Source organism: Gilliamella apicola (assembly GCF_000599985.1).
In the GTDB taxonomy this organism is placed as follows: Bacteria; Pseudomonadota; Gammaproteobacteria; order Enterobacterales; family Orbaceae; genus Gilliamella; species Gilliamella apicola.
Window position 1 is genome coordinate 211,392 of sequence record NZ_CP007445.1, and the last position, 24,609, is coordinate 236,000.

18 protein-coding genes are annotated in these 24,609 nt (G+C 33.3%); 16 read left to right on the forward strand and 2 right to left on the reverse strand.

The genetic code is table 11. The annotated features are described in order from the left end of the window. The first annotated feature begins 8 nt into the window (after positions 1–8). The 3 genes from der to adk are packed head-to-tail and all read left to right on the forward strand — an operon-like array spanning position 9 to position 2,414. Positions 9–1,478, forward strand: coding sequence for a ribosome biogenesis GTPase Der (gene der / locus GAPWK_RS01060; RefSeq protein WP_025314450.1), 1,470 nt, complete (start codon positions 9–11; stop codon positions 1,476–1,478). A 3-nt stretch (positions 1,479–1,481) separates the two neighbouring features. Then, positions 1,482–1,733, forward strand: coding sequence for a YfgJ family double zinc ribbon protein (locus GAPWK_RS01065; RefSeq protein ID WP_025314451.1), 252 nt, complete (start codon positions 1,482–1,484; stop codon positions 1,731–1,733). 36 nt (positions 1,734–1,769) lie between these two features. Continuing rightward, positions 1,770–2,414, forward strand: coding sequence for an adenylate kinase (gene adk, locus GAPWK_RS01070; RefSeq protein WP_025314452.1), 645 nt, complete (start codon positions 1,770–1,772; stop codon positions 2,412–2,414). 63 nt (positions 2,415–2,477) lie between these two features. Here the strand turns inward: adk and GAPWK_RS01075 are convergent, their stop codons facing one another. Together GAPWK_RS01075 and ybeD are read right to left on the reverse strand one after the other, a co-directional pair. Then, positions 2,478–3,758, reverse strand: coding sequence for a bifunctional O-acetylhomoserine aminocarboxypropyltransferase/cysteine synthase (locus GAPWK_RS01075; RefSeq protein WP_025314453.1), 1,281 nt, complete (start codon positions 3,756–3,758; stop codon positions 2,478–2,480). A gap of 66 nt (positions 3,759–3,824) precedes the next feature. Then, positions 3,825–4,091, reverse strand: coding sequence for a DUF493 family protein YbeD (gene ybeD / locus GAPWK_RS01080; RefSeq protein WP_025314454.1), 267 nt, complete (start codon positions 4,089–4,091; stop codon positions 3,825–3,827). A 208-nt stretch (positions 4,092–4,299) separates the two neighbouring features. Between ybeD and gss the strand changes: the two genes are divergently transcribed. The 13 genes from gss (at position 4,300) to GAPWK_RS01145 (ending at position 24,562) form a co-directional block, all read left to right on the forward strand. Beyond that, positions 4,300–6,177 carry a bifunctional glutathionylspermidine amidase/synthase gene (gene gss, locus GAPWK_RS01085; protein WP_025314455.1) on the forward strand — a complete coding sequence of 626 codons (1,878 nt, stop codon included), beginning with the start codon at positions 4,300–4,302 and terminating at the stop codon, positions 6,175–6,177. Between the two features lie 282 nt (positions 6,178–6,459). Further along, positions 6,460–7,971, forward strand: coding sequence for an SrfA family protein (locus GAPWK_RS01090; protein WP_025314456.1), 1,512 nt, complete (start codon positions 6,460–6,462; stop codon positions 7,969–7,971). A gap of 8 nt (positions 7,972–7,979) precedes the next feature. Further along, the gene (locus GAPWK_RS01095; RefSeq protein WP_025314457.1) at positions 7,980–11,006 is read left to right on the forward strand and encodes a virulence factor SrfB; all 3,027 of its coding nucleotides are present in this window, start codon (positions 7,980–7,982) and stop codon (positions 11,004–11,006) included. Then, positions 11,003–13,678, forward strand: coding sequence for a putative virulence factor (locus tag GAPWK_RS01100; protein ID WP_025314458.1), 2,676 nt, complete (start codon positions 11,003–11,005; stop codon positions 13,676–13,678). Before GAPWK_RS01095 ends, GAPWK_RS01100 begins: the two co-directional genes overlap by 4 nt. A 131-nt stretch (positions 13,679–13,809) precedes the next feature. Then, a complete protein-coding gene (locus tag GAPWK_RS01105) occupies positions 13,810–14,856 on the forward strand; it encodes a hypothetical protein (protein WP_025314459.1) in 1,047 nt (348 codons plus the stop codon). A 12-nt stretch (positions 14,857–14,868) separates the two neighbouring features. Further along, the gene (locus tag GAPWK_RS01110) at positions 14,869–16,833 is read left to right on the forward strand and encodes a vWA domain-containing protein (protein ID WP_025314460.1); all 1,965 of its coding nucleotides are present in this window, start codon (positions 14,869–14,871) and stop codon (positions 16,831–16,833) included. A 5-nt stretch (positions 16,834–16,838) separates the two neighbouring features. Next, the gene (locus GAPWK_RS01115; protein WP_025314461.1) at positions 16,839–17,555 is read left to right on the forward strand and encodes an ABC transporter ATP-binding protein; all 717 of its coding nucleotides are present in this window, start codon (positions 16,839–16,841) and stop codon (positions 17,553–17,555) included. A 3-nt stretch (positions 17,556–17,558) separates the two neighbouring features. Beyond that, complete coding sequence (locus GAPWK_RS01120; RefSeq protein WP_025314462.1) at positions 17,559–18,782, forward strand: ABC transporter permease; 1,224 nt, start codon at positions 17,559–17,561, stop codon at positions 18,780–18,782. A gap of 40 nt (positions 18,783–18,822) precedes the next feature. Further along, positions 18,823–20,361, forward strand: coding sequence for an SUMF1/EgtB/PvdO family nonheme iron enzyme (locus tag GAPWK_RS01125; protein ID WP_080692522.1), 1,539 nt, complete (start codon positions 18,823–18,825; stop codon positions 20,359–20,361). After that, positions 20,361–21,053 (forward strand): hypothetical protein, encoded by a 693-nt coding sequence (locus tag GAPWK_RS01130; RefSeq protein ID WP_025314464.1) that lies wholly within the window; start codon positions 20,361–20,363, stop codon positions 21,051–21,053. The genes GAPWK_RS01125 and GAPWK_RS01130 overlap by 1 nt, the downstream gene beginning before the upstream one ends. A gap of 2 nt (positions 21,054–21,055) precedes the next feature. Next, complete coding sequence (locus GAPWK_RS01135) at positions 21,056–21,538, forward strand: hypothetical protein (RefSeq protein ID WP_025314465.1); 483 nt, start codon at positions 21,056–21,058, stop codon at positions 21,536–21,538. A 60-nt stretch (positions 21,539–21,598) separates the two neighbouring features. Then, the gene (locus tag GAPWK_RS01140; RefSeq protein WP_025314466.1) at positions 21,599–22,969 is read left to right on the forward strand and encodes a vWA domain-containing protein; all 1,371 of its coding nucleotides are present in this window, start codon (positions 21,599–21,601) and stop codon (positions 22,967–22,969) included. A 117-nt stretch (positions 22,970–23,086) separates the two neighbouring features. Continuing rightward, positions 23,087–24,562 carry a hypothetical protein gene (locus GAPWK_RS01145; protein WP_025314467.1) on the forward strand — a complete coding sequence of 492 codons (1,476 nt, stop codon included), beginning with the start codon at positions 23,087–23,089 and terminating at the stop codon, positions 24,560–24,562. Positions 24,563–24,609 lie beyond the last annotated feature (47 nt).

The following is a 24,609-nucleotide window of genomic DNA, read 5'->3' on the forward strand; positions in this document are numbered from 1 at the left end:
GAATATACATGGTACCTGTTATAGCACTAGTTGGTCGTCCAAACGTTGGAAAGTCGACTTTATTTAATCGGTTAACTCGAACTAGAGACGCATTAGTTGCTGATTTTCCCGGATTAACTCGTGATCGTAAATATGGACGAGCCGAAATTAAAGGACATGAATATATCGTCATTGATACTGGCGGTATTGATGGAACTGAAGATGGGGTTGAAAGCTTTATGGCAGAACAATCCCTACAAGCAATTGAAGAAGCAGATATTGTTCTTTTCTTAGTAGATGCTAGAGCAGGTGCTATGCCTGCTGATCATGCTATCGCTAAACACTTGCGTTCCCGCCAGAAAGCTACATTTTTAGTGGCTAATAAAATTGATGGTATTGATGCTGATATTGCTATTTCTGACTTTTATGGGCTAGGATTAGGTGAGATTCATTCAATTGCAGCTAGTCATGGTCGAGGAGTAAGTTCATTAATTGAGACTGTTTTAGATCCTATTTTTCAATTCAAAGATGAACAGCAAAATAATTTTGTTAACGATGAATCATCTAACGATTTGCCTGAATCATATGATGATCTTGTCCTTGATGATACTCAATCACTAATAAATCAACCTATCAAGGTTGCTATTGTTGGTCGTCCAAATGTTGGTAAGTCAACACTAACTAATCGCATATTGGGTGAAGAGCGTGTTGTTGTGTATGATATGCCAGGAACAACGCGAGATAGCATCTATATACCAATGACACGTGATGAACGTGAATACGTCTTAATTGATACCGCAGGTGTTCGTAAACGAGGTAAAGTAACCGAAACCGTTGAAAAATTTTCTGTCATTAAAACATTACAAGCAATTGAAGATGCTAATGTTGTGATTTTAGTTATTGATGCCAGAGAAGGAGTGTCAGATCAAGACTTATCATTACTTGGTTTTATTATAAATAGTGGTCGCTCACTTGTAATAGCTGTTAATAAATGGGATGGCTTATCACAAGACATCAAAGAACAAGTCAAGACGACTCTTGATGATCGACTTGATTTTATTGATTTTGCTCGAGTACATTTTATTTCTGCTTTACATGGTAGTGGAGTTGGTAATTTATTTGATTCCATTCAAGAAGCTTATGATTGTGCAACGCGTCGTGTAAACACGGCACTACTGACAAAAATAATGCAAATGGCACAAGATGATCACCAACCTCCTTTGGTGTGTGGTCGTCGAGTAAAATTGAAATATGCACATGCTGGTGGCTATAATCCACCAATTGTTGTTATTCATGGTAATCAAGTCGAAGATTTACCTGACTCTTATAAGCGTTATTTAATGAATTATTTTAGACGTTCATTAAAAATTATGGGTTCGCCAATTCGAATACAATTCAAAGAAGGATCTAATCCATTTGAAGGTCGAAAAAATAGCTTAACAGCATCACAGCAACGTAAGCGTCGCCGATTGATGAAACATGTTCGAGGTCGAAAATAAATTATGCCCAAAAAAATAGCAGTTAATCATGGACAAGAAGGCATTTGCCCGAATTGTAATGAAAAAATGAGTAGTGTTTCCCCTCAACATTTTAGTTGTTCTAAATGCCAACAACATTACATTGAACAATATATATGTCCAATTTGCCAACAAAGTGCGCAAATGATTAAAGGCTGTGGCTCGATCAATTATATTTGTCAAACAGATGGTTTAATATCAAGTAGTAAAGTGATATTTCATTATTTACCAGAATAGAAAACTATTTATATTAAAGTTATAAGAGGTTATTTAATGCGAATTATATTATTAGGTGCGCCTGGGGCAGGAAAGGGAACCCAAGCACAATTTATTATGCAAAAGTATGGTATCCCACAAATCTCAACTGGGGATATGCTACGTGCCGCAGTAAAAGCAGGTAGCCCATTAGGTTTACAAGCAAAATCACTTATGGATGCAGGAAAACTTGTTACTGATGAACTAGTAATAGCACTAGTTAAAGAACGTATTGCACAAAGTGATTGCTCTAATGGTTTTTTATTAGATGGTTTTCCTCGCACTGTGCCACAAGCTGATGCAATGAAAGCTGCTGGTATTAATGTTGATTATGTACTTGAGTTTGATGTGCCTGATGAAGTGATTATTGATCGTATGAGTGGACGACGAATCCATGCTGCTTCTGGTCGTGTTTATCATATACGTCATAATCCACCAAAAGTTGAAAATGTTGATGATGTTACTGGTGAATCGTTGACTATTCGCAAAGATGATAGCGAAGAAATTGTTCGTAAACGTCTTGTTGAATATCATGATTTAACTAAACCTTTGATTAGTTATTATCAACATGAAGCTAAAGAAGGTCGTACACAGTATTTCCGTATTGATGGAACCCAGCCGGTTGCTGATGTTACAAAAGAATTAGCTAAAATCTTAGACTAATTGATTTTAGTAAAAGAGTCAGATAGTTTTTAGCTATCTGACTTTTTTCTATTGCATAATAGGTCAATTCGAAGCAGCTGTAAGGGCTTGCTCTAGATCAGCAATAATATCATCAATATGTTCGATACCAATAGATAAGCGAATCATTTCTTGACTGACTCCTGCTTTTTGCAACTCTTCATTATTAAGTTGTCTATGTGTTGTGGTGGCAGGATGGCAAGCTAATGAACGAGTATCGCCGATATTAACTAAGCGAATTATCAGTTTTAATGCGTCAATAAATTTAGCTCCGGCTTGCTTACCTCCTTTTATACCAAACGATAAAATACCAGCTGGCAAACCATTATCCATCTGTTTTATGGCTAATTGGTGTTCTGGATGATTTGATAAACCAGCATAATTTACCCAACTAACTTGGGGATGAGCTTCTAAATATTGGGCTACTTTTAGGGTATTTTGACAGTGGCGTTCAACTCTTAAAGATAATGTTTCGAGTCCTTGTAGCAGTAAAAAAGTATTAAATGGAGATAATGCTGCGCCCATATTACGCAAGGGGATAACACGACAGCGCGCTATATAAGCAGCGGTACCAAATGTTTCAGTATATGAAACGCCATGGTAAGATGGGTCAGGTTGATTTAACATTGGATATTTATCCGCATGATCTTTCCACGGAAATTTACCTGAATCAACAATCATTCCACCTAAACTATTACCGTGTCCACCAATATACTTAGTGAGGGAATGAATGACAATATCTGCTCCAAATTCAAATGGTCGGCAAAGTGCAGGGCTCGCAACAGTATTATCGACAATCAAAACGATACCATGACGATGAGCAATATCGGCTAATGCCGCAATATCCACTATATTGCCAGCGGGATTACCTATACTTTCACAATAGATGGCTTTAGTTTTGTTATCTATCTGTTTTTCAATAGCGACAAGATCATCGTGAGGAGCAAACTTAGTTGTAATACCAAAGTTAGGTAATGTATGGGCAAATAAATTATACGTTCCACCATAAAGCTTAGAAACTGAAACGATATTTTCACCAGTAAAAGTGATTGCTTGAATTGCATAAGTAATGGCTGCCATACCTGATGCTACGGCTAAGGCTCCTACTCCACCTTCAAGGGCGGCAACTCTTGCTTCAAGTACTGCATTAGTAGGATTTGTAATTCTTGTATAAATATTCCCAGGCACTTTCAAATCAAAAAGATCTGCACCATGTTGTGTGTCGTCAAAAGAATAAGAAGTGGTTTGATAAATAGGTACAGCAACAGCGTGGGTTGTTAACTCGGGTGTATAGCCAGTATGGATGGCAATTGTTTCTGGTTTCATATTAGAGCCTCATTATTGCAGTATAGAGGCTCTATTTTGCGAAAAAATTTTTAAAAAAGCAAAGAATTATAAAACCATTCTTACAATATCAATTTCGCCTAATTCTTTATAAAGGTTCTCAATTTGGTCAATATGTGTTGCATTAATAGTAATTGACACAGAATGATAATTACCTTTACTACTTGGTTTGATAGATGGAGTATAATCACCTGGCGCATGACGTTGAATTACAGATACGACTTTGTCAACCAACTCTGGTTTTGCTTCTCCCATTACTTTATAGGTGAATGAACAAGGGAACTCCAATAGTTCATTTAATTTTGTTTGTTGCATAATTTTATACTTCTCATTTCATTAGCTCATTTTATTGGTATGATTACCAAGAATGACGAATATATATAGGCAGTTTATACTTCTTCAAGTAATATGAAATACAAACATCGCTTTTTAAAGCTTATAATTTGATCTATGATAGGAAGATTCTAACATAGCTTGATAAATCTATCTTGCATTTTGTTCATAAATATAAGGTTAATACAGCATGTCATCTTTGTCCAATAGCAAAGAATCTTTCGGTACATTATTAGGTTATGCGCCAGGTGGCGTTGCAATTTATTCATCTGATTATGAAACATTAGATTCCAACCTTTACCCTAATGATGCCTCATTTCGCAGTTATTCTGGCCATGAATATATGGGATATAAATGGCAATGTGTCGAATTTGCTAGGCGATTTTTATTTTTAAATCACGGTATTGTATTTACCGATGTGGGTATGGCGCATGAAATATTCTCGTTACGATTTTTAAGACATGTCATTAATGAAGCGATTTTACCTTTACAAGCATTTGCCAATGGCAGTAAACGTGTGCCAGAGGCTGGTGCATTATTAGTTTGGGATGATGGAGGCTTTTTTGATCGTACCGGTCATGTCGCTATTATTACTGAAGTATTTGAAGATAAAATTCGGATCGCTGAACAAAATGTGAGGCATACACGTTTGCCAATTGGTCAGCAATGGACCCGTGAGCTTGCTATGACAAGAATAGATGGCGGTTATCAGTTACATGACACGTTTGATGATACAACGATTCTTGGTTGGATGATTCAAACAGATAATACAGAACATAGTTTGCCACAACCCAATGTACCTAATCCGTTGTTAGCAATCCACAGTGCTCATATTGAAAATGAAAGCCAATTTGATAAAAAGTGGCTAAATGAATTAGATACGCTCGAAAATGCCTATGTATCAGCTACAGGGCATGCAATCAGCCATGACGATCAATATCGTTATTTCACCATTTCAGAAAGCGCGGAACAAGAGTTAATTCGTGCAACCAATGAATTACATTTAATGTATTTACATGCTACTGAAAAAGTATTAAAAGATGATAGATTATTAATTAATTTTAATATTCCAGAAATATTATGGCCAAGGCTTAGACTTTCATGGCAACAGCGTCGCTATCAAATGATCACAGGAAGATTAGATTTTTGCATGGATGAACGAGGTTTTAAAGTTTACGAATATAACGCTGATTCAGCTTCTTGCCATACTGAAGCCGGACACATTCTTGATAAATGGGCAATTCAAGCAGGATTAAATGTGGGGGTCAATCCAAGTAGTGGTTTACTCAATTCTTTGGCTAATTGTTGGACACATAGCGATGCACAAGCTTTTGTTCATATCATGCAAGATAACGATAGTGAAGAAAATTATCATGCATTGTTTATGCAAACAGCCCTTACACAAGCAGGATTTAGTAGCAAGATTCTACGTGGACTTAATGGGCTAAAATGGGATAAACGAGGTCGATTAGTTGATGATGAAGATCGACAAGTCACATGTGTTTGGAAAACATGGGCATGGGAAACCGTTCTAGAGCAACTACGAGAAGAAAGTGAAGCTCAGATTGCCGGCTTACCAATTCGTACTTGGCATCCTGAAAATGCGGTAAGGTTAATTGATGTGCTTTTACGACCAGAAGTATCAGTTTTTGAGCCTTTGTGGACGGTTATTCCAAGTAATAAAGCTATTTTGCCTGTTTTATGGTCTTTATTCCCAAACCACCGTTATTTATTAGAATCAACATTTGAACTTAATGACAGCTTAATTAAAAAAGGTTATGCCATTAAACCTATAGCAGGACGACGCGGTAGTGATATTCAATTAGTTAGTAGTCAAGAACAGATTCTTGATAAAACAGTAGGAAAGTTTGCTAAGCAAGAAAACATTTATCAAGAACTTTGGTGTTTACCAAAGGTTGATGATCGTTATCTACAATTATGCACTTTTACTGTAGGTGGGCATTATGGCGGAGCATGTTTACGTTCAGATCCGTCTTTGGTTATAAGAGGTGAGAGTGATATGCAACCATTACGAGTTTTAACTGATGAGGAGTTTTTAAAACAATAACAATAAAGAGTTTTTGTAAAAAAGTTTCAGGTTCTGCATACGTTTCAGTATAAAATTAAAAGAGAATAATACTATTAAGTGGTTTTATTATGATTTTTGTTGTACTAATACTTATTAATGTATTATTTTCTGTAATAAATATATAAAGCTTTAACTAATATTCAAATATGAAAGTCATACTATCGGAGAATCTAACAATTACAATAATAAATTTTTTTGTTAAAATTGATATAATTATATAAAAATAATAACAAGATAAATACAATTAATAAGAAGGAATATATGGTAAATACTTTACTTCGAAGTGGTGATATAAAAGATTTCAAAATGCTGGGGCACGATGGTAAAGCCGCCTATTTAGTTGCTACACAAATCCGTGAAATGTTTAGAGTAAAGTTAGGTAAGCAGTATGCTGATTATTTAGCTATTCCACAACGTAATGATCAAGGTAATATTGTTGATTGGTATATTCCTTTTGATTCAACTCAATCTGATGGACAATATGATATTGTTCCTTGGACTTCTGCCAGTGAATCAGAGCAAGAAGAAGCATTAATTTTACTCAAAGAGTTCGAAAATAAAGTTATCAATTTAGGCAAGCAACTTGCGAGCAATCCAAATTTAGCAGGTGATCAATTACTTTTTAGTCGCCTGATTTATGATCCCAAAAATAATATTGATAGTTCTGAACCTAATTTGATGGCAATACGTTTTCCAAGTAATCAATTTGTTTATATTGTTAATGGTAAACCTGTGATTACTTTTTGGGGATTTGTATATCCACAAACACCGCAAAATAATTCACCATTTAATTGTTTGCAATCTATAAAACAACCAATTCCTTTAGCATCAACAGTAACTGAACCTGAGGTAATTAAAAAACCATGGTGGAAACGTTGGTGGGCGTGGTTGCTTGGTTTGTTGCTTTTATTATTGCTATTATTTGCAATATTTTTGTTACGAGGCTGTGGGCAAAATTTGGGCGTTTCTATTAATCATGAAATAGCAAAGGAAAATAATATTAATCAACTTTTGCCAGCAGATGAAAAACAAGATGTAAAAGAAATAAAAAACAAAGATCAAGTGATTGATAGACAAATTAATGTTATCAATGGTACCAAAAATAATTTAAAGGATGTAGTTGATGCTAATGGCGTGCCTATAAACACTGAAGTTCAAGGAGATACTCTTAATACTGTTGATCCAAACGCAATACCTAATAATGTTGAAAATAATGGTGATATTAATCAAATTCCAGACGCTTTAAATAGTAATGATGACAAAGTAGGTGATCCTAATTTAGTTGAATCCGATAAAAAAGATAATTTGGATGGCACAAAAGATGAAGACAATAAAGGTCAAATACCTGAAGAATCAAATAAAGATAATAATTCTGATACTAATGTGAATCCAGATAAATTGGATAATTTAACTTTATCTCCAGATCAAATAAAGCAAGGCTCCACTAAATTTTTGGATGGGCAATGGTCTGTTAGTGGAGGAATTCAAGACAAGGCTACTGGTAAACCATTACAATTGAGTTATGAACTTAAAGATGGAAATGGCCAAGTTACTATTACTCGTAGTGATGGCGTTAAATGCGTTGGTCAAGTTGATAGTGGTATTCAAAATGCTAATTTAAGTATTGGTGGTAATAACCAAGCTATCTGTAGTGACAATACCAAATATCAACTACCTAAGATTCAGTGTAAATCAGGCAACAATAATCAAGCTGATTGTCAGGGAATTTATGATAATGGAACTTCGTTCCCAATTACGATGAAAAAACAATAAGGTTGTATATGCTTCCAGAAACACGCAACTATGGTCAAGAAGTTACACTTATAATGAATAGTGGAATTCAATTTCTTGATTTTGCCCTAAAAATAGATTGGAAAGATAATCAATGGCGCAGTAAAATTAATGGTAGTTTTATTGATCCTTCTGAAAGTGGGGCGCTAGTTAGATTAATTGAAGATAGTAATAATGGCAAATTTTTTGTACCAGATAATCTCTCTTTTGCTGTAACTCCTACACAAGAGATTAGTGTTGATCAATCATTAAAATTGTATGATGGTATTTGGTTGCCTGTTCCTGTTTTAAGATCAATACCACCTGAACGATTTGATAAAGGACCTCATAACTGGAGTCGTGTAAGGATTGTTAGCATTCCAGAAGGAGAAGATCCTGATGGCTATACACACCGCATAACTTTTGCATTTGATACTAAAATCTTTGCAAACATGCAAGACGTTGTTTACTTAGCACCTACTGAAAATGATGTAAAAACAGGTTCAGTATTTAGTCTAGCACATCGCTCAGATCAGGTTTCTTGGTATCTAGAACTAAAATGGATAACAAGTTGGTTAATTGACTTGTTCCAAGAATTAGCTCCTCAGCCTGAACGACTAAAAATACACAAAGATGATATTGAATTAGAAATAAGTAATAAAGCTTATTATGGACATTATCTGAACATTCTTAATTTGCTCGCAGATTCAATACAGCTACCAACAATCAAAATAGTATCAAACGCTAAAAATGATGTTGTCAAATCAATTCCTGTCGATATGATTCTTGATGTTGGAAACAGTCGAACTTGTGGGATTTTAATAGAAGATCATATTCAAGATAAAGATACTTTAAATCATCGGTATGAGCTTGAAATTCGTGATCTTACCCAACCAGAACATATTTATAATGAACCTTTTGAAAGCCGAGTTGAATTTGCGCAAACTTTCTTTGGTAAGGAACATTATTCTTTACAAAGTGGAAGGCGAGACACTTTTCGCTGGCCAAGTATTGTACGAGTAGGTAAAGAAGCCAGCCGACTTGCAAGCCGACGTGAAGGTAATGAAGGCGCAACAGGCCTTTCAAGCCCAAAACGTTATTTGTGGGATAAAGATAAGTACGAACAAGGTTGGCGCTTTAACTCCCATTATGTAAAAAGTGATCATGAACCGTTTGCAACAGCGGAACCTTTTTCAAGTTTAATTAATGAATATGGCGAAGCGCTACATATTTTAAGTAATGATATTGAAGAAGAGTATGATCGTAAAATGCCGGTTTTTCATCCAAAATACTCGCGTAGTTCTTTAATGACATTCATGCTATGTGAAGTTTTAATGCATGCTTTAATGCAAATAAATAGTGTTGCTCAACGAAATAAACTTGAACATGCTAAAACTCCTCGTAATTTGCGTTCTATCATTTTAACTATTCCACCAGCAATGCCTAAACCTGAACAGGCAATTTTTAAAAGTTGTGTTTATCAAGCTATAGGGCTTGTTTGGAAAAGTCTTGGTTGGGATAATTCAGATAATAATATTGATTTTAATAATCCTGAGCAATTAAGAAGTATTTGGCCAAATATTCCAGAAGTTTATATTCAATGGGATGAAGCAACCTGTGGTCAAATTGTTTATCTGTTTAACGAAACACAAAATAATTATAATGGACGCAGTGAAGAATTTATTGCATCAGTAGTACGTCCTGATAAAGTTAATAAGCAAAAACTAACGATTGCAACTGTTGATATAGGTGGTGGTACAACTGATCTAGTTATTAATGATTACGAACTTGATTATGGTAGCAGCAAGCAAACAAATGGTAGCAATACTTATATTGTTCCTATTCAACGTTTTCGAGATGGATTCAAAGTTGCCGGAGATGATATTTTACTCGATATAATTCAAGATGTTGTATTGACCGCCTTAACCAATGGTTTAAAACAAGCTGGCTTAACTGATCCAAATCCAATTTTATCAACAATAATTGGTTCACAGCAACTTTCTATTCAAGATGCGGTATTACGCCAACAACTCAACTTGCAGCTATTTACACCAATTGGATTACAAGTGTTAAAGCAATATGAGCTTTATGATCCACTTCATGCAGATCAACATGTGTATAACGCTACTTTCAGTGAGTTACTACAGCATACTTCTATGACTGATCATGTTTTGAATTTTATTAATGAACCGATTAGACGAGCTTTAAATAATCCAACATTTTCAGTGCTTGATGTAAGTATAGAGATTAATTTGAAACGTATTCATCATTTATTTATTCGTGGTGATTATTATAATATCTGTAAGACATTTGATGCATTATCTGAAATTATCAGTTGTTATCAATGTGATGTATTGTTGCTAACGGGGCGCCCATCACGTTTACCTGGCGTTCAAAGTTATTTCCGTTCTCGCTTATCAATACCTTCGGGAAGAATTTTACCATTACATGGCTATTATACGGGAGGGTGGTATCCGTTTCATAAACAAGAACGAATCGATGATCCAAAAACTACAGCTGCTGTTGGGGCAATGCTCTGTTTTTTAAGTAAGAATTTAAGACTACCAAATTTTTATTTTAGATCATCAAATATCGATTTATATTCAACGGTTAAATATATTGGTCTGCTCGATAATCTAAATATGATAAAAGATGAAAATATTTATTATCGAGATATTGATTTAGATGATCCTGATTATGATTTTCCTGATATCTCTTTTGAGATCCGAGGTACAACCAGACTCGGCTTTAAACAATTAGAAATTGATCGTTGGCCTGCATCACCAATTTATATTTTAACGATTGAAAATAGCGATGTTGCTAGAAGGCTCAGTGCTGAAGGTGTTGTTTTAGAAGTGACATTAGGAATAAAAAACCGACAAAAAATGGTTGAAAATTTCTATATTAAAGATGTTAAAGCTTCTGATGGACGTGCTTGTAACAAAACCAAGGATATAAAGCTAAATTTAAATACAATGGTAAATTCAGGTTTAATTAGTACACAATATTGGCTTGATAGTGGAATGATAAAGCGATGAAAAATTTAAACGAACAACTACCTAAATCCTGGGAACAGGTTTATCAAGCATCAGCAAAGGCCATTGAATGGGTGGATGAAACTCGCAATTCATCTAAACGTCTGAATAATGAAGCTGATAGTTTAATTCTCGATCTTCGACGTCTCCGTAATAGTGCAAAAAAGTTAGGTGATGTATCAGGTAAATCTGTTGCAGTTGGTTTTTTTGGTTTATCGCAGGCAGGAAAATCTTATCTAATTTCAGCATTAGCAGCAGGTCAAAATGGCAAACTTGAAACTGTTGTTGATAATGAAATTTTAGATTTTATCGATCATGTTAATCCAGTCGGTAGTGGTAAAGAGGCAACGGGTCTTGTGACTCGTTTTAGCCGAATAGCTAAAGGAGGTATTGCCAACTATCCTTTAGAACTAAAACTCTTTCAAGAAATTGAAATTGTTAAAATTTTAATTAATGCTTATTTTAAAGATTTTGATCAACAAAGAATTAGTAATAAAATCGAATTTTCCTCATTAAATCAGCTTATTCAAAATATTGAAAGTAAAAAACAAGATGAGTATACAGGTGGTATTACTGAAGATGATATTGTTGATCTATATGATTATCTAGCTGAAAATTTTGGTAATTCGCTTGAAGGATTAAAAGGTGGTTATTGGGAAAAAGTAATGTATTTGCTACCGTATCTTAAAACTTCTGAACGTAGTGCACTTTTTTCTATTTTATGGGGCGGTATTAGTGAAATTACGGCTGTCTATATACAATTAGCGACAACATTAGCTAGCTTAAATTATGTTAGTACAGTATACGCACCAATTTCTGTATTAGTTAAAGATAATAATGGTACTAAGTCACAAATTGATAGTATTATGAATGTCGATATCCTTGAACGATTAAATACTGACCGTGACTCATCAGTAACTATTACTCCTCAAAATGGTGTACCAACCTCGATTTCTCTAGCTCAACTTGCTTTTTTAACCGCTGAATTAACTTTTCCATTAGTAAATCAAACGCGTGTGCCTACGTTTGAAAAAGTTGATTTGCTTGATTTCCCAGGATATCGTGGACGATTAAATTTAACTTCTATTTCAGATGTTAAAGAAGGTAATCCTATTGCCCAACTTTTATTACGGGGTAAAGTTGCTTATCTTTTCGAAAAATACACTGATAATCAAGAAATGAATGTTCTTGTTGTTTGTACACCATCAGATAAGCAATCTGATGTGAACGATGTTGGTCCCGTTCTTGAACGTTGGATAGATAAGACCCAAGGAGAGTCAGCAGAAAAAAGAGCGACTAAAAAAGCTGGACTATTATGGGCTATTACCATGTTCGATAAACGGATTAGCAACTCATTAACTTTATCAGAAGATAATCTTAAAAATAGTTGGGGTAAAGGTGGATTACTACAACAAACCATTTTAGAACGTTTTGGTAACTATGATTGGTTAACAAATTGGTTTAATGAACATAAATTCAACAACGTTTTTTTAGTACGAAAGCCAGGTTTTGATGTACCATTTTTAAATACTGATGCAGAGACAAAACTTGAATTATCTTACAACGATACTTATCAAGAAAAAATGCAAATTTTAAAAAATACATTTGTTGAAGATCCTGATATCAAAGAGTATGTGAACGCTCCAGATCAAACATGGGATGCCATGTTAAAATTAAATGATGGTGGTATTGGAAGAATTAGTCAATATTTAGAACAAGTTGCTATTACTGAAATCAAACAACAACGCATTGTTGAACAACTCAATGAAAAAATTGATTATATTATTAATATGCGTTTTGATACTTGGTATCAGGCAGATAATGATGAAGAACTTGGCAAGAAAAAACAGATTATTGCTAATGTTGTTAAAGAACTACAGGTAAAAGCCTTATTATTGGGTGAACTACTTAAAGTATTAGAACTACCTGAGCAAACCATTCGTGCGATTTATCATACTAGTGAAGCAGATACTGATACATCTAAAAACGAAGCTCATAATGATATGGTCAATGATATATCAACCGATTTTGCATTAAATACCGATTTTGAATTATTTTCTGATGATAATTTCTCATCTAATATAAAACCAGTAACCATTTTACCAACTGAATGTAAATTGGCTAAAACAATATTTACTACATGGCTAGAATATTTAAGAAATATTGTTTTAGATAAACATATTTTGCAATTTTTTGGTTTGGAGCAAAAATCACTATCTTTTATTGTCGAAGAGCTTATCACTGCAGCAAATCGTCTAAAAATTGAAGCAAGTTTAACTGAACGAATATTGCAAAATGAAAATACAGGTAGTAAACGCGATGATCTAGAGTCTAGACAAGTGAGCACTATACATACTTTATTGGCAGACTTCATTGCATGGCTCGGTTTTGTTCAAGGGCAATCTATTGAAATACCAATGAGCAGAGTTAATCAAGGTAAACCAATATTTTCTTCACCATTGAGCCAATTTTCAAGTCAATTATCACATCCACTACCAGTACTTGATGATAAGACTAAAAATTATTCTCAATTTGCTATATTTGATTGGTTTATTGCATTTGCTATGCTTGCTCAAGAAAATGTTGGGCACCATGCTGGACGTGAAATAAGTCAAGAACAAAACTCTCGACTTGGTGAGATTTTAATGTTCTTTAAACAATCACAAATAAAATAGTTATTTTAAATAAAATAAGTGATAATCATTTTATCGTCATTAAATAAATAAGGTAGCATGAAGCTACCTTGGTTTATGAAAAGTTTATCAATCTATATTGATAAACTCTTAGTTGTGAAATAGAGGATATCATGGCACTAAGAATTGAATTAGAAGGGTATAAACCAGGTATTGCTAGATTTTTGGCACAAAAATGGAATGGTAGTGCTGATATTGATATATTGATTCAACGTAACCAAGATAATTATTATTTATCCGGTCTTAATCTATGGGGACCAGAAAAAAATTGGCATTCATTGAATAATATGTCAGTAGATAATGAGCAATTAATTGGATATGTTGATGAATGGCTAGTTGATTCTTTATTATCTCAAGAAAACAGTGTCAGATTTCTTATCCAAATTCGTGATGAACAAAATGAAAGTTATACGGATAGCGGAGTAGTTAATATTGGTGAGACAGTATTTCCATCCTCTGCTTTGAATACTCAAACAGAGCAACCACAGGTTATTGAACAAAATACGATTGAGATAAATGAAGTCAATTCGAATTTAGTTCAATCAGATACTATCGAATCTTTAGATCCTCAATCTGAATTGCCAACTGTTGAAGAAGAAAATCAAGCAATGACAGAGCCTGAGGTTGAAATAGAAGTCACACCAGAACCAGTAACTACACAAGAAGTCATCTCTACTCCAGAACCGACTAAGTCAAAAAGTAAATTGAGGATATTTATCCTAATTTTTATAATAATACTGATTTTAAGTGGGCTTGGTGCATTAGCATGGTATTTCTTATTTTCTCAAGATAAAAGTTCTTCAGATACTTCAATACAAGGCAATAGTCAGTGTAATGTCGCTAATGTAACAAGTGATGATTTAACCTTTATTCAACAATGTTTACAGTCAAAACCGAATACTGATGTGTTAATTGAGATAATCAATCAAGCAAAACAAGCGAATAAATGTAATATTGCTCAGCGGTTATATGCGAATCAATCCTTATTAAATGCTAAAATTGCCTTACTTTATGCCAAAGAATATGATGAAAAATTTTATCATAACAACTCGTGCTTTAAAGTGGATAAGCAAACGGCGATTTATTGGTATGAAACTACATTAAATAATGATCCTAATAACGCCTTGGCTAAAGAGCGTCTAGCTGAATTGCAAAAATAATAAGGTGCAAGTATGAAAAGAAAAGTAATTTCAACATTAATTATCGGATTTAGTTTTACTTGTTTACCTTTGGTTAGTTCGGCTATAGAACCATTAAAGCAAGAGGGTAAAACAACACTTTACCAGCGAGTTCTTAGTACTCCAACTTGTGAATTAAAAAAAGATATTAAGGATTCTACTGGTCAATCAGTGCCTGCCTTTTCTCGTTATTATGTTTATGAGCGTAAAACGGATAACAATCAACAATGGCTTAGTGTTGGTCCAGATTCTTATGGAAAAACGATAGGTTGGATTAATAATGCATGTGCTATTGCTTGGAATATGCAAATGACATTAGTCTTTACTAACCCTGTTGATCGTGATTCTCTCTTATTTTTTAAAGATAAAGCCTCACTTACGACTCTTGTTGATGCAAATCAACCTGAAACTTTGTTAAAACCTATTAGGGAAGCACTTAAAAACAATAAATCAGTCCCTGAAATTGTTGCTCAAGAGCCAAAAGAGTATGTTGATTTTAAAACAAATTTTTATTTATTACCTATTTTACAAGGTGAAGAGGTAATGAATGGTAAAGGATTTTATGAGCGCATTCTAGAAGTGGCTTCAGTGAGTAAGCAAGATGATTTGGTAAAAAATAATAACGCTCAATCTAATGTACAAGGTTCTGATGATGACATCAATCAAGTAGCACCATTCAAAGCTGCGATAGTATTTGTTATAGATTCGACTATTTCAATGGATCCTTATATTTCAAGAACTAAAGAAGCGGTTGAACAAGTTTATCGACATATAGAAAAAGAACATCTACAAGAGCAAGTAAAATTTGGTCTTGTCTCATTCCGTTCAAGTTTACAAACTTCGGACAAGTTAGAATTTTTAACAAAGATTTTTGTTGATCCTAACAAAGTACAAAATAGAGAAGATTTTATACAGTTAAGTTCATCGCTCAAACAAGCGACTGTTTCTACTGCTTATTTTGCTGAAGATTCTTATGCTGGTATTGCCAAAGCATTAAATGATATCAATTGGAATAGCTTTGGCGCACGTTATATGATTTTGATCACTGATGCAAGCGCCATTCCTGGCGATGATAAACTTTCTAGTACTGGAATGGATGCAGCACAGTTAAGACTTGAAGCTCAACATAAAGGTGTTGCTATTTATGCACTACATTTAAAAACACCAAGTGGTGAAAAAGATCATCAAGTCGCTGCAACGCAGTATTCAGATCTAACTTATAACGATTATATTCATAAATCACTTTATTATCCCGTTAATGCCGGTGATGTGAATGAATTTGGTCGGAAAGTGGACTTATTAGCTAAAACTCTGTCTGAACAAGTTAAACTAGCATATAAAGGCGAAGCATCAGTTGGTAATGCAATTAACGCTAAAGATGACAGTTCTAATATGCTAAAAGATGCATTGTTATTAAGTAAGGCGATGCAACTTGCTTATTTAGGTGATACTAATGGTACAAAAGCTCCTTCGGTTTTTAAAGGATGGATTGCTGATAAGGATTTTGTTAAACCAACGATACCGACAGCCGAACCTCGTATTTTGTTAACTAAATCTCAATTAAGTGATTTAAGTGATATTGTCAGTAAAATAGCTAATGCGGCTAATGATGGGTTAATTTCTGCTGATGATATGTTTTCGCAGTTACGTTCTGTTGCTGCGGCTATGGGACAAGATCCAAATAAATTAAAATCAGATTCAGTGACTAAAATCGCCGATTTAGGTTTATTAGGTGAATATTTGGATAATATTCCATATAAAAGTGATGTCACAGGTCTTGATCAAGATACTTGGAAAAGTATGAGTGGTTTAGAGCAAGAAAAATTTATTCGAAATTTAAATAGTAAAGTTCGTTATTATCAAAAATGTAATGCTGATGTTGATCGTTGGATTTCATTAGCCGAAGGAAGTGATCCTAGAGATAATGTTTATCCTATTCCATTAGAAATGTTACCGTAAAGCAGATGTTAGTAATAAAACAACTTGAAATATCTCGATCAACAGGTAAATCTTTTTTTAGAGTCTGTTTACCTGAATTGATCTTAAAAGAAGGTGATATTGTTGTTATTCAAGGAGATAGCGGATCTGGTAAAAGTACCCTCCTTGAGATGATTGGCATGATTCTCAAACCAGATAATATAGATGGCTATAAACTTTTTTTAGACAATAACGATCTTGATATTGCTAAATTGATTAATAACAATGATATAAATCAATTAGCCAATATACGTGCTCAATATTTAGGATTTATGTTGCAAACTGGTGGTTTACTGCCTTTTTTGAAGATATATGATAATATTTTATTGCCAATTAAATTATTACAAAAAAATGTTGATAATTCACGGTTAGAATATTTGATAGATAAACTAGGCATTTCTCATTTGCTAAATAAATATCCTAAACAATTATCGATTGGTGAGCGCCAACGAGCCTCTTTTATTCGTTCAATTATCCATAAACCAGCATTACTACTTGCAGATGAACCAACCTCTGCTCTCGATCCTTATAATGCAAATTTACTTTTTGATTTAATTATTGAACAGGCAAAACAAGATAATATTGCAACTATAATAGTTACTCATGATTGGCAACGTATTTCTACTAAAGGTTTATTCACTTTATCTGCTAAGTTAGTATCTTCACATTCATCAGAATTTCTTCCATTACATGATAGGCAGTAAAAAATGGCTAAAGTGATATCTAAATGGTTACTCATTATTCGTTTGTCATTTGCCGATTTATGGTATGACAAAAAAGTTTCATTTTGTATCATTGCATCAGTTATATCGGTTATTACTCCATTATTATTATTATTTAGCTTAAAGTATGGGGTAGTTTCACAGCTTCGTCAGCAACTACTTAATGATCCACAAAATTTGGAAGTGAAAATTGTAGGAAATTTACATCTTGATGACGCAATGTTTGATTGGATAAGTAAGCAACCAGAAACCGCTTTTGTCATCCCATTAACTCGTTCACTTAATACCCAGGCCGATTTAATGAAAGATTCAAACCATTTTGTAGGTAACGCTGAGATCATACCAACGGCTAGTGGAGATCCACTTACAAACGATTTACCTAACATTGATAATGAAAAAAAAGTATTACTAAGTACTTTATCTGCGGAAAAGATGCAAGTTAATGTTGGTAGCCGGATAAAACTAATTATTACAAGACAACTTGATGGTAAATTCGAAAAAGGTGTAACTGAATTAGAAGTTATTGGCATTATTCCTGAGAATCGTTATAGCCGAACAGCTGCTTTTGTTTCGTTAAATTTATTGATTGCTATGGAAAATTTTTATGATGGTTATCAAAGTAACCTTTTTGCAACAGATGCCGGGAAACTTAATCCACCAAATCATACTTTGTTTGCTCGAGCTCGTATTTATGCTAATTCGCTAGATAATGTTGCTCCACTATCTTTTAAATTACGAGAAAAGCATATTGAAACACGTACTCAATCTAATGCAATTGAGAATATAAAAGCAATTGATCGGGTATTTAGTTTTATTTTTAGTGTAATTGCTATTACTGCTGGTTTTGGTTGTATTTTATCATTTACGGGTTCATTTTTATCTAACATTGAACGTAAGCGTAAAGATATTGCTTTTATGTGTTTGCTTGGATTTCAATCAAAAAATATTATGCTTTATTTAATTAACCAAGCTGTAATATTGTGTTGCTTGGCATTTTTTGTATCTATTATTCTATTTTTATTAGGAAATCATGCGTTTAATAGTGTTTTAGGTAAAAATTTAATTTCACAACCTATTGTAAGTCGATTACAATTTTATCATCTAGTTGTTGCATTTATGCTGACCATGCTTATTGCGTGTATTGTTGTAGTTATAGGAGGTCAACGTGCCATTAAAATCCAGCCAGCTGAAAGTTTACGAGAAGTTTAATACTAAAAAAAATATTTTTTGTGTATTAATATCTATAGGCATGAGTTTATCTCCTTCTATCAGCTATGCTGAGCCATGGGATACTAATTTTTATAATCCTAAACCATCGGATGATGATGTTATTTTTCCTATGCCATGTGACGGCAGCATGGTGATGAAGAAAGTTTATACACCTACGAATAAGCCACTAGATGATATCAAAGTTATTTTGGGTAGCAATCAAAAAGAGCTTGGTTTTGCTGAATATGCAACTCCAAATTATATTTCAGGTAGTTTTTCAGATAACGGTAAAGAACGATATTATCTGATAGGTAAGTATGAAGTAACAGCATTGCAATATCAAGCTGTGATGAATGATACTTGCCCTTCGGCAAAAATTTCACTTATATTTCCAATGACAAATATTAGTTGGTTTGATGCTATTGCATTTACTGATAAATATAATAGATGGTTAATTGAAAATCAGACAAAAAATAAATTAAACACAATTCCACAAGGGTATTTTCGCTTACCTAATAATACTGAATGGGAATATGCAGCACGAGGAGGTACAAAAGTAACCGAATCTGAATTTCGTGAAAATCACTTTCCAATGGCTGCCAATTTAGAAAATTATGCATGGTTTTCTGGAGCAAAATCTGCTAATGGTAAACTACAACTTATAGGTCGATTACAGCCCAATCCGCTAGATATCTATGATATTTTGGGTAATGCAAATGAAATGATGTTTGACTCTTTTCGTATGAACAAGTTAGATCGTTATCATGGTCAAGAGGGCGGAATGATTGTCCGTGGTGGCAGTTATTTAACCCCTGAATCGTCAATAACTGCAGCATTTCGTACTGAAAAACCTTATTATGATGATAAAGGTGCTTACAAGAGCCTGGATGTCGGTTTTCGTTTGGTTTACACAACCTCAGTCATGAATTCGAGCGATGCAGTTAAAGTTTTAGATAAACAATGGAATGAACTTGGAAATGAAACAACAAGTTCAGCAAATGGTAACGTTGTTAATGAACTTGAGAAAATTACTAAACGAGTCGAGGATGAGAATACAAAAAAAGAATTAAACAAATTAAATACGTTGTTACGTAGTGCAAACCAAGCTAGAGATGAACAACGAAACCGTTCTATACAGTCAGCATTACAATTAGGTGCGTTTTTGTGTGCTAATGTTTCAGATTTAAACAGCAAATTTGAATACAATAATCATTTGTATAATACCATGACTAATGAAATTTGCGATCCAGACGAAACAGAAACATTGCCTGATGATAATATGTGTTCAAAAGTTAAGCTTAATAATTTAAAACAGGTGCTCAATGAATCAAAAAATGCAAGAGACTTTATTTTAAAATATTATGCCGATACTATCGTTACTACAGCATCAAATTACGAAAAAAATGTCATTAATGAGCAAGCTCAACCCACAAAATTTATTTTGGAAAACAGTGGTAAAGCCAATATGAATGATTATCTAAAACTTTATTTAAACCACATTAATCAATATATTGTGTCAGGAAAGGTTGATAGAACAACTTGGTTACAGTCTTGTGATGAGATAAAAGGAAAGAAATAATGAACAAAATAATAGGAACATTAGCTTTATGCGTATCGCTTGTATTAACTGGTTGCCAATCCTCATCTGGTGGTGCAAGTACTAGAAATGTTGACCCTGCTCTAACTAAAGGTTCTACAGCTCAATTTTTTAGTAAATCTGCTTGGCAAGCTTGTGCTGTAGGTGTTGGAATTATGGGGGTTGGTTGTTTGTTGTTAGGTGAAAAAGCTGGCACATGCCTTGCTTCAGCAGCTGTTGGTTGTGGTGTAATGATGGGAGGAAATTATTACTTGGATACTAAACGCGCAGAATATGCAAATGCTGAGATGCGTATTGATGCTTATATTCAAGATCTTCAACAAAATACACTCGAAGTTCAATCAATCACACAAAATGCAAAGAATGTTTTGGATAAAAATTTAGCTACACTTCATGCATTAAATGAACAAATAAAAAATGAGAATGTGAATAAAAAGCAAGTTAAGAAAAATTTAACTCAAATTGATGCAAATATTGCTTATCTGAATGATAAATTAAATCGAATTAAAAAAGTTGAAAACGATTGGGTTAATCTTTCTGTTCAAGAACAACAATCAGGTGTAAATGTAACAAGATTAGATAAAGAAATAGGTGAATTACATAAACAAATTTCAGCACTTGAAAAACAAATTAATTTAGTTACTCAACAACGTTCAGCTGTGAAGGTCAGTTAATTATGAAAAAAATATCTATTATTTCACTTTTGTCTTTAGTTTCACTCGTAGGTTGTTCAACAACTCCAGAACAATGTGATCCAAGAAATACTAATTTAGGTATTATGGATAAAATAAGCTGTAACTATTCTGGTAATTACCAAACACGTATTGATCAGAAGAAGCGTATTCTTGAAAATGAGCAAAAAGCTAACCAGCAGTTTAAAGAAATTTATGCCAACATAGAAAAACAAAAAAATGATACAACTTTAAGTATTAAGCAAAAACAAGCTCAGCAAAACAAGCTTAAACAAGACTTAATGAAATTAACTAATGAAATTAAAGAAAAGTCTAAAGATCGTGATGATTTACAAGAACAACTTAATGACATTCAACAACAATTTAAGCAAGTTAATCAATCAAATAAGTCAGAAATTGAAAAGCAAGTTGAACTCGATAAATTAAATATGAAACTTCAAAAATTACAAAAAGCATTGAATATATAAACATACTGATGCTTAATTAAATATTGATAAGAAACGTTAAATGTAAGGAATTAATAACAAATGCAACGAATAATAAGGATTAAGGTTGATCATAATGATTTTCAAAAAATGTCTTTATTAGATCAATATAATTCTCTGTTAATGTTATTAAAACCACATTTAACTGAACGAACCTTTTCAATTTTAGCTACACCCAGATTAATTGATGACAATCAGTATTTGGGTTGGTATACAGACCTTCAAGGCCAACCTATTTTTCTAAATAGTGTTACTGATGAAGTATTAAAAAAGCAAATATCAGAAAAATTACAAACACGTATTAGTGACATTGAATTAACCATTAAATCTTTACAATTGAGTGATGAACAACAAGCGTTGGTTTCATCTTGGTTGCCAAGAATTAAAAGTTTAGGTAATCAAATCTATATTATTAATGGTGAACCAGTGATTATTAATACGTTTGAAGACCCTATCTTACCACCTCCTGTTGTTGCACCTTCAGCTATACCGGTGAAAACTTTTTGGCGATGGTGGCATTTTTTGATCTTAGTCTTATTATTTGCCGGATTAGGATATTTGTTATACTATTTTTATCCTTTTAATAAAGAAAAAAAGGTAGAGGATGTACCTAAATTAACTATTATACCTCCAGTATTGGTTAAGAAACCAGTACCAGTACCTGAACCAGTACCAGTACCTGAACCAGTACCTGAACCAGTACCCGTTGCTAGAAACTGTATTCCTAAAGAAGATGTGATAAAAAATGATAACGCATCGAAAATGGTGATGATATTTGATAATTCGTCTTCAATGACAATAACGTTGATGGAGTCAAAATCAGCTATTGCTAAGTATTTAGCAACTGATTTCAGTATGCTGACACAAAAAGAAGCAGATGCTTATGAAGCTAGAATGACAAGGTTACCGAATCGTTTATCAAGTAGTAAAAAAGTTGCATTGTCGACTATTGATAAAATACAACAAGATATTAATATAGCTTTGGTTACATTAACCAGTTGCCCTGTTGCACAAACGACTTCGTTTTATGATTATGCCAGCCGTGGAAAACTAAAAAATAAGATTAATAAGCTTAATCCATTAGAATATAATAGTGCTACACCATTATACAGTGGTGTACAGCAAGCAAGTAAAATGCTTAATGGTGTAAATCGCGATGATTATATTTTAATTATTAGTGATGGTGAAGATAGTTGTTCTAAAAGTAATATTTGTTCATTAGCTAGTAAAATTGCAGCTAAACAGCCTCGTTTAAAAATTAACATTGTTGATATTGCAGGACAACATAAAATTGACTGTGTAGCGAAAAGTACAGGCGGTAAAGTTTATATTGCACAAAATCCGACAGAAATTGTTAATCAAATGAATAAAGCTGTTTCTGACTTGAATATTACTAAACCTATCTGTGAATGATATTAAGCTAAAAATTATCTCATGTAGAATTTAATTATAAAATAATGATATAAAACGGCTTCACACAGATTTGTATGATAGTCTGAAAGTAATTAGAAATAAGGACGTCGGTTAACAATGCAACGTATAACTCGAGTTAAAGTCGATGACAATAATCCCTCAAAACTCATTTTATTAGATCAATATAATTTAATACTATCGTTACTAAAACCTTATTTGACCGAACGGACTTTTTCAATTTTTGCGATACCTAAACTAATAGATAATAATCAATATTTAGCTTGGTACACAAACCTTGAAGGTCAACCTATCCCAGTTAATAGTATTGCAGATGATTCAGTTAAACAAAAGATAACAGAAACATTACAAGTACGAATAAATGATCTTGAGACATCTATCAAGACAATTATATTGGATGAAGAACAGCAAAAGTTAATTACATCATGGTTACCTCGAATCAAAAGTTTAGCTAATGAGATTTTTGTTATCAATGATGAACCCGTGATAATTTATAGTCTTGATGAACCTGTTTTACCTAAGCCTGTCATTACAGAACCAGTCATTTCTCGAAAATCTTTCTGGAGATGGTGGAATATTTTATTGTTAGGTTTATTATTATTATTAGCTACATTAGGTGCCTTGCTGTTCTTTTTTTATCCATTTAACAAGGAGGAAAGAGTAGAAACGATACCTCAAATTACTATTATTCCGCCTGTATTGGTAAAGAAACCAGTACCTGAGCCAATTGTTGAACCTTCTAAAGAAGAACCTAAATCCGTTGAAAAATTAGAACCAGCAAAGTCACCAATTGAAGATAAAAAACAAGATATCAAGATAAAAGTTGCGCCTAAACCGGTGCCAAAAGTCAAAAATCCTCCAAATTGTATTACTAAAGAAGAAATAAAAAATAATCCTAATCCATCAAAAATGATTATTGTGTTTGATAATTCTTTATCCATGACTGCAACGTTAGCTGAACCGCCATCCGAAGTAGAGCAATTCTTTCAATATTTAAGTTACGGTTATCCAAGTTATATGTCAGAACAAGATAAAATTAAATATTATAACAAGATGACTCGTTTACCAAGCCGTTTGTCGGCAAGTAAAAAGGTAGCTTTATCAAGTATTGATAAAATACAACCTAATATTGGCATTTCGCTTGTAACTTTAAATCATTGTCCTGCAGCAAATGCTACACAATTTTATGATTATTCCAGCCGTAGTATTTTAAAAAATAACATAAATAGACTTAATCCATCCGCTGTTGGAGGTGGAGGAACGCCACTTTATAGTGGTTTAGAGAAAGCAAGTAGCATGCTTGATGGTGTTAAACGTGAAGATTATATTTTGATCATTAGTGATGGCGAAGATAACTGCTCTAAGAACAATATTTGTACTTTAGCAAATTATATTGCTACAAAAAAACCAAAGTTAAAAATTAATATTGTTGATATTGCAGGTGAACATAAAATTGATTGTGTTGCTAATATGACTGGTGGAAAAGTTTATATAGCTCAGAGTCCAAAAGATATGATTAAACAGATGAATAAAGCTGTTTCTGATCTAAAGGTAGATAGGCCTGTGTGTCAATAAATTCTTTTATTTAACTGATTAAATAGATTGAATAAAAGGATAAACAA

Coding starts and splice junctions, on each gene's coding strand:
- der (WP_025314450.1), top strand. CDS start 9: ATGGTACCTGTTATAGCACTAGTTGGTCGTCCAAACGTTGGAAAGTCG.
- GAPWK_RS01065 (WP_025314451.1), top strand. CDS start 1,482: ATGCCCAAAAAAATAGCAGTTAATCATGGACAAGAAGGCATTTGCCCG.
- adk (WP_025314452.1), top strand. CDS start 1,770: ATGCGAATTATATTATTAGGTGCGCCTGGGGCAGGAAAGGGAACCCAA.
- GAPWK_RS01075 (WP_025314453.1), bottom strand. CDS start 3,758: ATGAAACCAGAAACAATTGCCATCCATACTGGCTATACACCCGAGTTA.
- ybeD (WP_025314454.1), bottom strand. CDS start 4,091: ATGCAACAAACAAAATTAAATGAACTATTGGAGTTCCCTTGTTCATTC.
- gss (WP_025314455.1), top strand. CDS start 4,300: ATGTCATCTTTGTCCAATAGCAAAGAATCTTTCGGTACATTATTAGGT.
- GAPWK_RS01090 (WP_025314456.1), top strand. CDS start 6,460: ATGGTAAATACTTTACTTCGAAGTGGTGATATAAAAGATTTCAAAATG.
- GAPWK_RS01095 (WP_025314457.1), top strand. CDS start 7,980: ATGCTTCCAGAAACACGCAACTATGGTCAAGAAGTTACACTTATAATG.
- GAPWK_RS01100 (WP_025314458.1), top strand. CDS start 11,003: ATGAAAAATTTAAACGAACAACTACCTAAATCCTGGGAACAGGTTTAT.
- GAPWK_RS01105 (WP_025314459.1), top strand. CDS start 13,810: ATGGCACTAAGAATTGAATTAGAAGGGTATAAACCAGGTATTGCTAGA.
- GAPWK_RS01110 (WP_025314460.1), top strand. CDS start 14,869: ATGAAAAGAAAAGTAATTTCAACATTAATTATCGGATTTAGTTTTACT.
- GAPWK_RS01115 (WP_025314461.1), top strand. CDS start 16,839: ATGTTAGTAATAAAACAACTTGAAATATCTCGATCAACAGGTAAATCT.
- GAPWK_RS01120 (WP_025314462.1), top strand. CDS start 17,559: ATGGCTAAAGTGATATCTAAATGGTTACTCATTATTCGTTTGTCATTT.
- GAPWK_RS01125 (WP_080692522.1), top strand. CDS start 18,823: ATGAGTTTATCTCCTTCTATCAGCTATGCTGAGCCATGGGATACTAAT.
- GAPWK_RS01130 (WP_025314464.1), top strand. CDS start 20,361: ATGAACAAAATAATAGGAACATTAGCTTTATGCGTATCGCTTGTATTA.
- GAPWK_RS01135 (WP_025314465.1), top strand. CDS start 21,056: ATGAAAAAAATATCTATTATTTCACTTTTGTCTTTAGTTTCACTCGTA.
- GAPWK_RS01140 (WP_025314466.1), top strand. CDS start 21,599: ATGCAACGAATAATAAGGATTAAGGTTGATCATAATGATTTTCAAAAA.
- GAPWK_RS01145 (WP_025314467.1), top strand. CDS start 23,087: ATGCAACGTATAACTCGAGTTAAAGTCGATGACAATAATCCCTCAAAA.